Below are 13,310 nucleotides of genomic sequence, written 5' to 3'. Positions count from 1 at the left end.
CGCCGTGCCGGGATACGGATCCGGATGACAATGAAAATCTCTTCTCGGGCCTCGCCGCACCCCCCGTTCGGCGACGCCTGGCCGGCCGGGCTGGACGTTCGCGCGCTGCTGGACGGCGGCTGGCGGCCGACCCCGTTCCGCGAGTTCGTCCTGAAGATCGTCAGCCGCTGCGATCTCGCGTGCGACCACTGCTACGTCTACGAGCTCCGCGACCAGAGCTGGCGCGGCCGCCCGCGGGCCATGTCCCGCGAGGTCCTCGGCCGGGCCGCCGCACGCATCGCCGACCACGTCCGGGCGCACGACCTCGACGCCGTCACGCTCGTCCTGCACGGCGGCGAACCGCTGCTGGCCGGGACCGGCCTGCTCGGCGACGCGGTCCGCGCGACCCGCGACGCGGTGCGCCGGGCTGCCGGCCCCGGCCCGGACGGCCGCGACCGGGTGGGCGCCGTCGTGCAGACCAACGCCGTCCGGCTCGGCACCCGCGAACTGGCGCTGTTCGACGAGCTGGACGTCCGGGTCGGGGTCAGCCTGGACGGCACCGCGGCCGCCCACGACCGGCACCGCCGCCACGCCGACGGGCGGGGCAGCCACGCCGAGGTCGAGGCGGCGCTCGGCCGGCTCTCCTCCGGCCCCTACCGCCACCTGTTCGCCGGGCTGCTGTGCACGGTCGACCCGCGCAACGACCCGGTGGAGACCTACGAGGCCCTGCTGAGCCACGGCCCGCCCGCCATCGACCTGCTGCTACCGCACGCGAACTGGTCGGAGCCGCCCCCCGGACGGGGCGACCGCGGCGAGACCCCGTACGGCGACTGGCTGGCCGCGGTGTTCGACCGCTGGTACGCGGCGCCGCGGCGGGAGACGGGCGTGCGGCTCTTCGAGGAGATCCTCCAGCTCCTGCTCGGCGGAGCGTCCACCACCGAGGCGATCGGGCTGTCCCCGGTCGGCGTGGTCGTGATCGAGACCGACGGGGCGATCGAGCAGTCCGACAGCCTCAAATCCGCATTCCCGGGCGCGCCCGAAACGGGGCGGCACGTGTTCACCGACTCGTTCGACGAGGTGCTGCTCTCGCCGTTCGTCGCGGCCCGCCAGATCGGTCTGCGCGCGTTGTGCCCGGTCTGCTCGTCCTGCCCGGTGAAAAAGGTGTGCGGCGGCGGGCATTACGCGCACCGCTACCGGGACGGGAACGGTTTCCTCAACCCCTCGGTGTATTGCCCTGACCTTCTCCGGCTCATCATGCACATCCGTGCCAGGGTCGCCTCCGACCTTTCCCGCATGGCCGCGAGACGAGAGGCGCGCGATGGAGATCCGCTACCACCGGCCGCCGGCTGACCTCCTCCGGGAGTTGGCCGCGGGCGGTGGCGGCGTCGCCGCGATGCGCATGCTCGGCGGGATCCAGGCCAGCCGGCACCTGCTGCTGGTGCGCGGCGTGGCGGAGACGGCGCGCGCGTCCGGCGACCCCCGGACGGCGGGGCGGGTCGGGGCGGCCTACGAGATGCTCGCCGACCTGCAGGCCGTCCACCCGGAGGCGGTGCGGCAGGTGATCTGCCACCCCGCGGTCGGCGCGTGGGCGGGCCGCGCGATCCGGGACGCGCGGCTCCACCGCTCGTACGGCGGCCTGGAGCGGCTGAGCGCGCTCGCCGCCGCGGCGGCGGTCCGCGCCGGTGCCCGCGCCACCGTGAGCGTCCCGGCGCCGGATGGGCGGCTCATGCTGCCGTCTCTGGGCATGGCCGTGCTCGGCCCCGTCTCGCATGCGACGGTACGGGTGGCGTCCGGCCAGGGGCTCGTCGAGGCGTCCGGTACCCGGGTCGCGATCCCCGCGGATCCGGAGTCGGACGCGCCCGGCTGGCTCGGGCTGCGCCGCCTCAGGGTGTCCTCCGCCGGCCTGACCCTCGACGTGCTGCTCGACGACCTCGACCCGTACCGCCTCCCCGGCATGCCGGTGCGCGGCCGGCTCCCGGAGCCCGAACTCGCGCGGTGGAAGGACGACCTCGCGGCGGCCTGGCGGATCCTGGTGCTCCGCCACGGCCCCACCGCCGCGGAGATCGGCGCGGGCATCCGCGCGGTGACGCCGCTCACCGGCCCCCGCACCGGGCAGGTCAGCGCCAGTTCCCGCGAGGCGCACGGCAGTCTCGCGTTCTCCACCACCGGCGAGGCCCGTGAGCTGGCCTTGATCATGGCCCACGAGGTCCAGCACGCGAAGCTCGCGGCGCTCATCGAGGCGGTCCCGATGATCCGTCCCGGCCATGACCGCCGGTACTACGCGCCGTGGCGGGACGACCCGCGCCCGGTCTACGGCCTGCTCCAGGGCGCCTACGCCCACCTCGGCGTGGCGGGTTTCTGGCGCAGGGAGCGCCGCCGGCGGCCGGGCGACATGCACGCGCACACCGAGTTCGAACGCTGGCGCACGGCGGCGCTGGTCGCGTCCGAAAGCCTTCTCGACGGTGACGGCCTGACACCGGCCGGCGCCGGCTTCGCCGGCGGCATGCTGGAGACCCTGCGGCTGTGGGGCCGCGAACCGGTGCCCGCTCCGGCGATGCGGCTGGCCCGGCGCCGGGCCGCCCGCCACCGTGCCCTCTGGCTCCGCCGCCACGGCCACCACCTCGCGGCCCCGCGCAACCCTGGCTGACCGTCCCGCCGGATCAGGCCCGAGCGGACGCGAAGTACCGGTTCGAGGCGGGCGACCACAGCAGGATGAAGACGGCCAGCGTCACCAGCCAGCCGATGACGACGAGCGTGCGGAGCAGAACGTCGTCGTCGTTGACCGCGAAGACAACGAACCTTCCGGTGAACTGGACCGCCAGCAGGCCCGTCAGCCAGGCCCTGGCCCAGGGGCGCGGCCGCCGCAGGAGCAGCGCCAGCCAGGCGTACGCCACGCCCCAGACGAGATGGAAGACGTCCGTCAGGCCCTGCGGTGGGTACAGCCAGGCGAACACGTGCCCGACGAGCAGTACCCCGATGCAGGCCAGCGCCCAGTTGACGGTCGCGGGCACTTGAGCGGCCTGGTCCGCGCCGGTGCGCGCGGAGCCGTGAGCAGGCATGTCTCCTCCACTACAGCGATCGGTGATCGTGCACTGCAAGCCGCCCATGGATACCATATAAGAAAATCTTGTCTGAAACTATCTCTCCTGAGAGTAAGATACTCGAGCGGCGGTGTGGGGCGGCTCCTGCACCCGTACCGGGCCGACGCGGATGGCCCTGAGGCGGAGGACGCTGGCGCCCCAGGCGATGAGCACGCACACCGTCATCATCAGGGCGAAATGGCTCGTCCCGCTGCTCAGGCTGCCGGACCCGTGCTCCTCGATCGCGTACGCCGTCAGCTCCCGGGTCGACCACAGCGGCAGGAGTTTGGCCGTCGCCCCGGCCGGATCGACCAGAAGCTGCAGGGCCATGATGGAGAGCAGCGCGAGGGCGCCTTCGAGTTCCCGGGAGATGGCGAGGCTGACGAGCGCGCCCAGCGGCGCGCCGATCAGCACGGTCGTCACCAGCAGCAGGGCCACTCCGGCGAGCCGCGGCAGATCGTCCTGGGTCACGGCGACCAGCCCGAAGTAGACCCCGGCGACGAGGACGCCGACGGCCGCGAGCGCCAGCTGCCTGCCGAAGAACAAGGCGGTCGGCGATGCTCCGATCACGCTGAGGCGCTGGTCGAGGCGGCGCGCTCCGACATGGCTGAACAGGGCCAGTGTCGCGACCGCCCAGCCCACACCGATGGACAGGAAGCGGATCGCCTGCCAGTGCACGTCGATGCGCACCAGGTAGAACACCAGCGGCAGCAGGAAGACGAACAGCAGGGCCACGCGCCGGCGGATCATCTCTTGCAGGCTGATGGAGGCAACGGTCAGGAGCATCAGTTCTCGCCTATCGGCTGCAGTTCCAGAACATGGTCGACACGGTCGAGGTCGTGGAGCATGTGCGTGACGACCAGCACGCCGGCGCCTCCGTCGCGCCACCGGAAGACCTGGTCCCAGAAATCGACGTAGGAGTCCTGGTCGAAGCCCTGATAGGGCTCGTCGAGCAGGATGAGTTCAGGACGGTTCAACTCGCTGAGAACCACGTTGAGCTTCTGCTGCGTCCCACCGGAGAGATGGGAGGCGATCACGTTCTTCCGGGGAGACCAGCCGAGCTGGGCGGCCAGATGGGAACCGACGGAGACGGCTTCCTTGGGGTTCATCCGGTAGGCGGCGCCGAAGAGCCTGAAGTGCTCCGACGGGGTCAGCAGGGGGGCGACCCCGTCGTGCTGGGGCGCGTACCCGATCCGCTCAGTGCGCTGTACCGTCCCGGACGAGGCGCGAGTCAGCCCCGCGCATATGTTGAGAAGCGTCGATTTGCCCGAGCCGTTGGCTCCGACGACCGCGGCGACCTCTCCCGCGTGCAGATCCAGATTCACCCCGCGCAGCACCTGGCGCCGTCGATAGCGCTTGGTCACGTCCCTCAGACGAAGAACGACCGCGCCCCGCCTGCGCGGCGGTGGCGCCGCATGCCTCGTGGCCTGCCGCACAGTCCGGGCCAGAGCCCCCGCATAGGACACTGCCGGCCCGTACATCGAACCGGGCTCGACCCCGGCGGCCGCCGCCTCGGCCAGTGCGTCGTTGGTCAGATCACCGGCCTCGGCTTCCTCGATCCCGGCGTCTTTCAGGTGCCGGTAGAGCAGCGCTCCCCAGGCGTCGTGCATCACATTCCCCCTGACGGCGCGTGCGTCCCGGTCGGGGTTTCGACCACGGCGCTCATCGCAGCGCGGAACTGCATCCAGGCACTGCGCCGCTCGTGCATAGCGGCCAAGCCGAGGTCGGTGAGCTCGTAGTACTTCCGCGGCGGGCCGGACGGCGAGACCTCCTTCTCCGTCCGCACGAGCCCCTGCTTCTCCAGCCGCAAGAGAGCTGGATACAGGGTCCCTCCGGGAACCTCGTCGAAGCCCACTTCGGCGAGGCGCTCGACCAGCCCCCTCCCGTAGTCCCGACGGTCAGCGAGCAGGCACAGCAGGCACACGTCCAGAAATCCATGGAGCCACTGCTGCGGAATGTTCCGTGGCATGGTAAGTAGCCTAACTGACTACCAGTCCCTAGTCTAACTACCAACTAGCGACCATGGCCGTTGCGCGTTGTGGCGGCTCACCCGTCAAAGCTTCGCCACGGCACACCAAGGTGCGCGAGCGGCCGCAGGAGGCTGCGGTGCACGGCACCGACCCATACACCGCAATGGCCGTCGCCTTGGTCGCTGACGCGGGCGATCAAGCCGGGCGCGACGTAGAAGGAGGTCTCGTACTGGGACCACAGCCACGCGTTGAGCGGTACTCGACGCATCGTGTCGGTCAGCAGATCGGCGAGCGGCCGCGGGATCGGCTCGGTCGTGGCGATGTAGGGGGCGCTTATCAAGGCTTCGTGCAGCGAGAACTGGACCAGGAAGCCGCTCAGCCGCTCGTGCTCCGCCTGCCGGGGCGTAGGCGGCTCGATGGTCCACACCGCCGGGTCGTCTCCGGCCGGGTCGAGCGCCCAGTAGAAGGCCCCTTGGTTCTCGTGGCCGAACACCAGCAGTCCGTCCTCGTCGAAGTGCAGGTCCGTGGACGGGCGGATGAAGTTCTGCCTGCCCAGGATGTGCGGGCGTCCGTGGGCGAGCCGGTAGAACTCCGCCAGTGCGGGTGGTACCTCGCCCGCCGCGGCGGGTGCGGACTCCTCGGCGGGAGCCGGGTACCAGCTCTTGATGAACATCCGTAGCGCGGTGGTGCGGTCTCGGTCGAGGTGGTCAAGCCACTCCAGCCCCGGCAAGGCTCCGGGCGTCGGGCTCGGTGGACGCACCTGGTCCAGCACGTCGACGTCCAGGGGCGGGTCGAGACGGAGCATGCAGTCCTCGAGTGTGTAGGGGGCAGTGCCCCAACCGCTCTGCGAGTGCTCGACCGTGCCCAGATAAAGGGCGCCCTCCCGGACTCGGACGAACAGGTGGATCGGCTGCGACTCGGACCCGGATCGCAGCCACGGTTCGGTGGACCAGCCACCCAGGAACCGGGCGGCGAGCTCACCCGGCATAGGGCCCACGAGCGCGAACGTGTCGCGGTTTCGTACCCCGCTGGTCGCCAGGTCGTCCCCGGCCGCCGCGACGATCACGGTCCCGTCCGGTCCGACGGCGACATCGGCGCCGCCTGCGCTGACCACGTCCGCTCCTGGCCCCGCGAAACTCAACGGTTCACCATCATCGATCACGGCCAACCGCGTCAGTGACATCCGCCCGACTGTAATCCCCTTTCGGGCCGCGTCGGGCGGTCTCCTCGGCCCCGCGGCCCGCTGGACATCACGGGGCGGGGGCGGTGGTGGACCGGTGTTCACGGATCTGGTCGTGGTGGTCCGCGACCCAGGTGATCAGGGACGTGACGACCTGGTGGAGGCTGCGGCCCAGCGGAGTGAGGGCATACTCCACGCGCGGTGGCATGGGCCTGGCCATCGCCCGCACCTTCGGCGGCCGCGGCTTCGACGTCGCCCTGATCGCCCGCACCAAGGAGAAGCTGGAGACGCTGGTCGGCCGGCTCGGCCGGGAAGGCATCAACGCCGCCGCGTTCCCCGCCGACATCCTCGATCGCGCATCACTGACCGATGCCCTGGCCGCGGCCAAGGCCCGCTTCGGCGGCATCGACGTGCTGGAGTATTCGCTGGCCCCGCACTCCCCGGTCCCCGGCCTCACCATGGCCGCTCCCTCGCAGGTCACGGTGGACAATCTGCAGCCGATGATCGAATACGGCTTTTACGGCGCCGTCGCGGCGACCCGGGCGGTACTGCCCGCCATGCGCAAGGCCGGCACCGGGACGTTGCTGTTCACCACCGGCGGCGGCTCGGTGGACCCGCTGCCGATGCTCGGCAACGCCAACGCCGCCCAGGCGGCACTGCGCAACTGGGTGATCAACTTGAACAAGGAGTTGGCGGGCACCGGCGTGTACGCCGGGCACGTGGCGATCAACGCCTGGATCGGCGAGGGTGTCGTGGACGCCCCGGAAGGCAGCCCGACCGCCACGCCCGAGCAGATCGCACCCCTGTACTGGGACCTGCACGAACGCCGCGACCGCTCCGAGGCCGTCTTCAACGCCTGACCGGTCTTCCGCCCCCTCTACTGCGGCAGCCGTCAGAGCGGCGAACTGACGGACGTCTTCCGAAGTCAGCGACATTGCCACGCCATTTCTCGGGACCACATGGTCCTCCCGAAGGCCTCTTCGGTGGTGTCGTTTCCCGATCATTCCCGGCCGTATCGGGCTGCGCGTGAGCGGCGGAAGCGAGGACAGAGCGCAGCGGGTCCGAGAGAATTGGGGGGACGCGATGTGCCCCTGGAGGGAACATGGCTGGTCTCGAATGGACCTGGCTGCTCAGATCGGATCGGGAGGACGACGGCGTCCTCGAACGCCTGCGGGGGGCACCTGCCGCGGAGACGGAACGGCTGCTGCAACGCCTGCAGAACGCGGCCGCCGGCGCGGGAGCGAACGGCGTGAACCGGCTCGCGGTCGGATTGGCGATGGCGGGCCGCCCGGAGCAAGCGGCCGATGTGCTGCGGGCACATGTCGCTGAACATCCGGACGACACGATCGCCCTGCTCAATCTCGCCCAGGCCGAGTTGTCGGCTGTGCCGGTGGTCGGACGGGTCGCGGCGATACTCGAGGCGGCCGTCGCGGGAGCGGCCGATCCCGAACTACGAGCGTTGGCGGAACGGCGGCGCGCGGAGTACGCGCAGGCCGAACGGGAAGCGGCGCAGAACCGGGAATTGCTCGAGCACCAGGCCGCGGCGCTGCGCGAACGGATATCCCTAGGGGTCGCCGAGAGTGGCGACCGCAAGAGGCTGGTCCGGATCCTGACGGGCTTGGCCGCCGTGCCGGACGGTGACGTCACCCCGGACCAGGTACTGGACGCCGCGCGCGACGCCCACCGCGAGGCGCCGGAGGACCCGACCGCGCTCGAACTGTTCGCCGCGGCGCTGCTGAACGCCGGCGACCCGGGCGAATACGAGCGCATCTTGGCGGAGTTGGAGCGACGTGCTCCGCACTCGCCGGTGCTCGATCTGATGCGCGAGCACGGTCCGGAGCACGAAGCCCGGATCCGAGCCTGGCGGCGGCGCAGCCGGGAAGTGGTGCAGCAGGCTTTGCAGGGCGATCCGGAAGCGATGGCCGAGCTGCGCCGCCTGGCTCGGCGGTTCCCGCGCAACCACGAGTACCGGATCGGGCTGATGCTGGCTGCGATGGGGCGGAAGGACTACGCGGAGGGCAGAGCGATCGCCGACGCGCTCGCCGCGGAGGCGGAGATCCCGCACGAGACCCACTTCCACCTCGGCCAGTTCTATGCGTTCGCCCGCGACCTGGGCAGGTCGCGGAAGCACTTCGCGCTCGCCTGGGACACGGCGAGGACCGACGCCGACCGGCAGGACGTCGTCCTGGCGATGGAGACCGTGGGGGTGCGGTTTGAGTGAGGTCGACCGGCGGCTGGCCGAGCGGCTCATGACCGCCGCTTCCGTCACGGAGATCATCACCACGCTCGTCACCGAGCGGGAGCCGTACACGTTCGGGGCGCTGGTCGCCGACCTGACCGAGCGGCGGGACCGGCTTGTCGATGGCGGACGGCCTGCGGAAGCGCGGCTGGCGGCCCTGGTGCTGAGGCACGTCATGGAGCAGCGGCCGGTGATCGAGCGGACCGCCGCTCGCAACGCCCGGAGCACGGACGACCTGGACCTGCGGCGGGAGCTGACCGAGCAGGACGACCGGCGTCACGTCCTGGAGACCTCCATCGGTGAGCTGGCCCGCCGCGACCAGGTGGACGAGGCGCTGGCGTTGGTGCGGCAGGCCGACGCGCTTCCGCTCCGGCCCGAGCACTACGCCGACGCCGCTGCCGCCAGGCACATGCTCGCCGACGCGCTGCGCGGCTTCGGCAGGTCGGCCGAGGCGTTGGAGATCCTCGTGTACCGGAGCGCCGATGGGCCGCCGCCCGGCCTGCTCCTCGACCGGCCGCAGGGTCTGTACGCCGCCGCCCGCTTCTCCAACATGGAGGGGCTGCTCCACGAGGACGTCGGCTCCTACGAACTCGGCCGCGCCTGCTACGCGGCGTCGGCGCAGTTCGCGCGGGAGGCGGGTCACGAGGGCATGGCTTTCGAGGCGCTCACCAACTTCGCCGCGTCGTACTCCAAGTCCGGACGGCCCCGTACGGCCGTCCGCGAGTTCCGGCGCTTGCTCCAGCGGGCCACGGACGCGGGGAACCCCGGGCAGATCGTCGCCTCGTTGAACAACATCGCGGGGATGTCCGACGCCGCGACTGCCCGGGCCTGCTACACACGCGTCCTCGAGATCTGCGGGGAGTACGGGGCGACAGGCATCAGCCACGCGATCGCCATGTTCGGGCTCGGGGACCTCGCCGCCGATGAGGGCCGCTACCAGGACGCCGCGAACGCCTACCTCAACGCTTATCGCGTGGGGGAAGGGAGCGACGGGCGGACCCGGTCGTTCGTCCGGCGGTCTCTGGCGGACCGGTACGAGCGCGGCAACGAGGTGACGGACCTGCTGAGCCACCACCCGACGGCTTTCGAGGGCCTCATCATCAACGGAGGCGCACAGGGCGTGATCTCCTTCACCCTCGGCGAGGCCCGGCTGAAAAGGGCGCGCGGTGACCGTGCCGGAGCGGAGGACGACCTGCGCGGTGTCCTCCACAGCCGGATCCACGAACGCGGCCAAGGCCGCCAGGACGCACTGCGCGTCGCCCTCGACCTGGCCGAACTGCTGGCGGAGGAACCGGCGGGCCGCCAGGAGGCGTTCGACCTGCTGTGGCGGTCGCGCGGGGAGTTGCTGGAGGCGACCGACCGGGCCGCGGTCGTCCGCACCCACCACAGGGTCTGGGAACGGCTGATCGCGTTGCTCGCCGAGCACGGCGACCGGCTGCTGCTGCCGGGCGGCGCCTCTCCCGTCGAGTTGGCCTTCGACCTGCACGAGGAGGCGAAAAGCGACGACCCGGTCAGTTTCGCGGCACTGCGAGAGCGGCTGGCCGGCGAGAACGAGGCGGCGTTCGTCTCCTTCCTCTGCGGCGCGGACGCGACGGCCGTCTTCGTGTTCGTCCCCGCCACCGGGCACCTGGCGATGTGGTCGGTCCCCATCGGACGAGCGCGGATCGCAGAGGCGGCGACCCGCCTCGAACGCACCTTCAACGGCGCACCCGACGACTTCCCGCCGCTGGCGCCGCTGCATCCACGCCGGCCCTGGCGGCGTGACCTGGCATTCCTCGAAGATCTCAGTGCTCTTCTGGAACCCTGGATCGACACGGTGGCCGGAAGGGACCTGCTGCTCGTCGCACCCCACGGCCCCTTGCTGAGGTTGCCGCTGGCGGCGCTGCCCACCCCCGACGGGGGGCCGCTCGCTCTGAGCCACGCGCTCGTGTACGTCCTCAGCGCGACCGCGGTGGTCCGCTCCGGCTCGGCCGCCCCGGAGCCGGGTGACGGCCCGGTGCTGTGTGCGGGGGTCGCCGCCCGCGAGGACCTCGTGCCCGAGTTGCTGGAGCGCGACGGGGAACTGTTCGACGGGACGGGGCGAGAGGTCCGCGAGCTGACCGGGACCGAGGCGACCAGGGAGGCGATCCTCGCCGCGCTCCGCGAAGCGCGCACCGCCCACCTCACCTGCCACGGCTACTTCGACTCGCGCGAGCACCTCGACTCCGGCCTCCTGGTCGCCCATGCCGGCAGCCGCCCGACCCGCCATCCCTCGGCACAACCCGTGCACATCCGTCACGACCACCTGCTCACCCCCCGCGACCTGGCTGCCGCCCACGTCCAGCTCGAACTGATGACGCTGCGCGCCTGCTCGGCCGGAGCGCAGGACACCGAAACCGCCGAGGACGTCACCGGCCTGGCCCAGGCCCTGCTGACCGCAGGCGTCCGCACCGTCATCGCGCCGCTGTGGGACGTCGCCGAGGAGAGCTCGCGCCTCCTCCTCGCCGCCACGTACCGCGGCCAGGCACAACCGCTGTGGCGCTCACTCTGGACGGCCCAGCGCGCGATGATCGAGAATCCCGCGCGTCCCTGGCACGCCCACCCCTACCATTGGGCCGCGCTCACCCTCTTCGGAAGCTGGAGTCCGTCATGACCCTGCCGCTTTCCGACCGCTCCGTCCTGCTGTCGCTGCAGGAGCTCACCGAGGACCTGTCCGCAGACCAGGACTACGTCCCCGCCGAGGAGGACGAGGCCCGCGCACTCCTGGCCGCGCTGCTCACCGCGGCGGGCCGTTCCGCCGCCCTGCCCGAAAGGCTCGATGAACAGGCCGCGCGGACCCTCCTCGCCGAGCTGGCGGCCGACCCGGACACCTCGGCCTCGGCCGCGGCGGTCCTCGCCGATCCGCCCGCCGACGAGCAGCTCGGCACCGAAGCCGCCGCCACCGCCCTCGTGGTCATCGCGGCCCTGGTCACCTGGCTGCAAACCAAGATCAGCATTCGGGTGCGGCGCCGCGACGGCGGCTGGGAGTTCGACTTCCGCCTCGACAAGCAGCCCGTACCCGCGTCTGTCCTGCGGCATCTGGCCGAGATCGTCACCCGCGTCCTGGGCTCCCCACCCGATTCGTCCTGACCGGTTTCCGAACAGGATCACGCGAAGATCAACTCTTGCGCCCCTCCAGGACGTGACCACTACCGGCACCCGCTGACCCGTGCAAGAGCGGCACCCGGACGTTCCGGATCGCTGTCACGGATCCGGAACTCCGGCGTACGGCCGGCCCGACCGATGCGAAGGCGACCGGCCGCTCGGGGCGTCAGTAGAAGCGCTGCTGGGGCTGGCCGTTGCAGTCCCAGAACTGGACCTTGGTGCCGTTGCCGCCGATCGTGTCGAGGTCGGCGTCCACGCATCGGTTGTTGTACGCGGACCGCCATCCGGTGGGGCTGGCGGTGCGGGTCTCGCCCGGGTCCGGCGCGGTGGTTCCGGGCGGCCCGGCGGCGGATGCGGTCCCTCCGATCGGCAGCGTGGCGGTGGCCGCGGCGAGTGCGACGATCACGGCGGGAAGTCGACGTGTCGGCTTGCGGACAGCCGTTCCCCGAGTTGCGCCGCCTGGTGGGACGGCGGGCCCGAGATGGCCGCCGTCCTGGCCCGCCTTCCTGTTCGCCGCTGTCATGTGACCTCCTGATGACCTCGTGGTTCTGCCTCCTGCCGCCTTTGGTGGCCGATCTCGTGTGTCTGTCAGCGACAGCGGTGAGTCGGGCTCGCCTGCACCTGTCCCGGCTGCACGGGCGAGGCGTGTTCGCCCGGCGCGCGTTCACCGCCGGACAGCTCATCGAGCGGTGCCCGGTCCTTCTCGTCCCGCCCGACCAGGTCGCCCGGCTGGACCGCACCATGCTGTACGACTACTACTTCGACTGGGACGCCGGGGCCGCGGCGATCGCTCTGGGCTACGGCAGCCTCTACAACCACGACACCGCCGCCAACGCCCGCTACCACAAGGACTTCGGCGCCGCCGTCGTCGACATCATCGCCACCCGGCAGGTCAGCCCCGGCGATGAGATCACCGTCGACTACACCCGCGGCGGCACCAATCCCCTCTGGTTCAGCCCCTCGCCGCCTGCCCGCGGGTAGGAGCCGTACCCCTCAAGGTCTTCAAGCTGCGGCGATACGGGTTGCCGGAACGGGATCGCGCGCCGGTCTACGGTGTACCCCCTACGGAATACCGCGCGCATGGCTGCACGCACAACCCCGCCACCCACCGCTGCCAACTAACGATCCCGGCCCGCTTCCCAATCCCGTAACCGTGCGCGGCCGTGTTGCCGGGGCAACCACGACCGTTAGCGCATGCCACCGACACCTTAAACGAAGATGTCTGCCGCGTCATGCTGAGGGTTTGCCGTAGCCGTAGTGGCATAGTGGTGTTTTGGCTCCCGACTTGCCAGGCCGAGCCCACTGACCCTTTTTCATCCTCGGGCGGGTCGATTGATCACAGCATGATCGCGAGTTGATGGAGTCTCCTCGGACGCAGAGAAGCCCCTGGTAGACGGGTTGATCACCACAACCACACCGTCTCACCAGGAGCTTCTGCATGCTGTTTTACCGTGCCGCCGTGGATTTGTCGCGCCCGACGCTGAAGTACGTGGCGGGGATCGTCCGCCGCCATCGCCGGGCGATCAGGTCGCGATGGCGGCTGCTGAACCCCGGCCAGCAGGCCCTCTTGGCGCTGGTGCATCTGCGCAAGGGCGAGACGTTCGTCGAGGCCGCCGCGGGCTTCGGGGTGTCGGTGGCCACCGCCTGGCGCTACGTCGAGGAGATCGTCGCGCTGCTGTCGGCGCGTTCACCCAAGCTCGGGGCCGCGTTGCGCAAGGCCGAGACCGACGAACTGACCC

The 13,310-nt window shown here is 71.1% G+C and carries 15 protein-coding genes; 8 read left to right on the top strand and 7 right to left on the bottom strand.

The window, feature by feature from the left end; genetic code table 11:
• Positions 1 to 30: 30 nt before the first annotated feature.
• A complete protein-coding gene (locus CHF16_RS31370; RefSeq protein ID WP_089329782.1) occupies positions 31 to 1,329 on the top strand; it encodes an FxsB family cyclophane-forming radical SAM/SPASM peptide maturase in 1,299 nt (432 codons plus the stop codon).
• Positions 1,298 to 2,626, top strand: a complete 1,329-nt coding sequence (locus CHF16_RS31365) for an aKG-HExxH-type peptide beta-hydroxylase (RefSeq protein ID WP_089329781.1) — start codon at positions 1,298 to 1,300, stop codon at positions 2,624 to 2,626. The genes CHF16_RS31370 and CHF16_RS31365 overlap by 32 nt, the downstream gene beginning before the upstream one ends.
• A gap of 13 nt (positions 2,627 to 2,639) precedes the next feature.
• Here the strand turns inward: CHF16_RS31365 and CHF16_RS31360 are convergent, their stop codons facing one another.
• From CHF16_RS31360 to CHF16_RS41635, 6 genes are all read right to left on the bottom strand, one after another.
• Positions 2,640 to 3,038 carry a hypothetical protein gene (locus tag CHF16_RS31360; RefSeq protein ID WP_089329780.1) on the bottom strand — a complete coding sequence of 133 codons (399 nt, stop codon included), beginning with the start codon at positions 3,036 to 3,038 and terminating at the stop codon, positions 2,640 to 2,642.
• 78 nt (positions 3,039 to 3,116) lie between these two features.
• Entirely contained in the window at positions 3,117 to 3,845 is a 729-nt protein-coding gene (locus CHF16_RS31355; protein ID WP_089329779.1) for an ABC transporter permease, read from the bottom strand.
• Positions 3,845 to 4,669 (bottom strand): ATP-binding cassette domain-containing protein, encoded by an 825-nt coding sequence (locus CHF16_RS31350; protein WP_089329827.1) that lies wholly within the window; start codon positions 4,667 to 4,669, stop codon positions 3,845 to 3,847. The genes CHF16_RS31355 and CHF16_RS31350 overlap by 1 nt, the downstream gene beginning before the upstream one ends.
• Positions 4,669 to 5,028 (bottom strand): PadR family transcriptional regulator, encoded by a 360-nt coding sequence (locus CHF16_RS31345; RefSeq protein WP_089329778.1) that lies wholly within the window; start codon positions 5,026 to 5,028, stop codon positions 4,669 to 4,671. Before CHF16_RS31345 ends, CHF16_RS31350 begins: the two co-directional genes overlap by 1 nt.
• 77 nt (positions 5,029 to 5,105) lie before the next feature.
• Positions 5,106 to 6,143 carry a hypothetical protein gene (locus CHF16_RS31340; RefSeq protein WP_089329777.1) on the bottom strand — a complete coding sequence of 346 codons (1,038 nt, stop codon included), beginning with the start codon at positions 6,141 to 6,143 and terminating at the stop codon, positions 5,106 to 5,108.
• Positions 6,144 to 6,279: 136 nt separating this feature from the next.
• The gene (locus tag CHF16_RS41635) at positions 6,280 to 6,429 is read right to left on the bottom strand and encodes a winged helix-turn-helix transcriptional regulator (RefSeq protein ID WP_245869589.1); all 150 of its coding nucleotides are present in this window, start codon (positions 6,427 to 6,429) and stop codon (positions 6,280 to 6,282) included.
• Here CHF16_RS41635 and CHF16_RS31330 point away from each other — a divergent pair.
• From CHF16_RS31330 to CHF16_RS31315, 4 genes are all read left to right on the top strand, one after another.
• Complete coding sequence (locus CHF16_RS31330) at positions 6,416 to 7,069, top strand: SDR family NAD(P)-dependent oxidoreductase (RefSeq protein ID WP_089329775.1); 654 nt, start codon at positions 6,416 to 6,418, stop codon at positions 7,067 to 7,069. The genes CHF16_RS41635 and CHF16_RS31330 overlap by 14 nt on opposite strands.
• 242 nt (positions 7,070 to 7,311) lie before the next feature.
• The gene (locus CHF16_RS31325; RefSeq protein ID WP_089329774.1) at positions 7,312 to 8,430 is read left to right on the top strand and encodes a tetratricopeptide repeat protein; all 1,119 of its coding nucleotides are present in this window, start codon (positions 7,312 to 7,314) and stop codon (positions 8,428 to 8,430) included.
• Positions 8,423 to 11,080 carry a CHAT domain-containing tetratricopeptide repeat protein gene (locus CHF16_RS31320; RefSeq protein WP_089329773.1) on the top strand — a complete coding sequence of 886 codons (2,658 nt, stop codon included), beginning with the start codon at positions 8,423 to 8,425 and terminating at the stop codon, positions 11,078 to 11,080. Before CHF16_RS31325 ends, CHF16_RS31320 begins: the two co-directional genes overlap by 8 nt.
• On the top strand, positions 11,077 to 11,556 hold the full coding sequence (locus CHF16_RS31315) for a hypothetical protein (protein WP_089329772.1): 480 nt from the start codon (positions 11,077 to 11,079) through the stop codon (positions 11,554 to 11,556). Before CHF16_RS31320 ends, CHF16_RS31315 begins: the two co-directional genes overlap by 4 nt.
• A 181-nt stretch (positions 11,557 to 11,737) precedes the next feature.
• On the opposite strand, the gene CHF16_RS31310 is transcribed toward CHF16_RS31315, so the two are convergent.
• The gene (locus CHF16_RS31310) at positions 11,738 to 11,977 is read right to left on the bottom strand and encodes a hypothetical protein (protein WP_089329771.1); all 240 of its coding nucleotides are present in this window, start codon (positions 11,975 to 11,977) and stop codon (positions 11,738 to 11,740) included.
• 194 nt (positions 11,978 to 12,171) lie between these two features.
• On the opposite strand from CHF16_RS31310, the gene CHF16_RS31305 reads away from it, so the two are divergent.
• Together CHF16_RS31305 and CHF16_RS31300 are read left to right on the top strand one after the other, a co-directional pair.
• Positions 12,172 to 12,552, top strand: a complete 381-nt coding sequence (locus CHF16_RS31305; protein WP_218826930.1) for an SET domain-containing protein-lysine N-methyltransferase — start codon at positions 12,172 to 12,174, stop codon at positions 12,550 to 12,552.
• 457 nt (positions 12,553 to 13,009) lie between these two features.
• Positions 13,010 to 13,310: helix-turn-helix domain-containing protein (locus CHF16_RS31300; protein WP_143228185.1), on the top strand; the 301-nt coding region annotated here is incomplete at its 3' end.

Origin of the sequence: Actinomadura meyerae, from assembly GCF_900188445.1 — a bacterium.
Taxonomy (GTDB): domain Bacteria; phylum Actinomycetota; class Actinomycetes; order Streptosporangiales; family Streptosporangiaceae; genus Spirillospora; species Spirillospora meyerae.
Note: the sequence above shows the minus strand (reverse complement) of the source record. Positions and strands in the feature narration are given on the sequence as shown.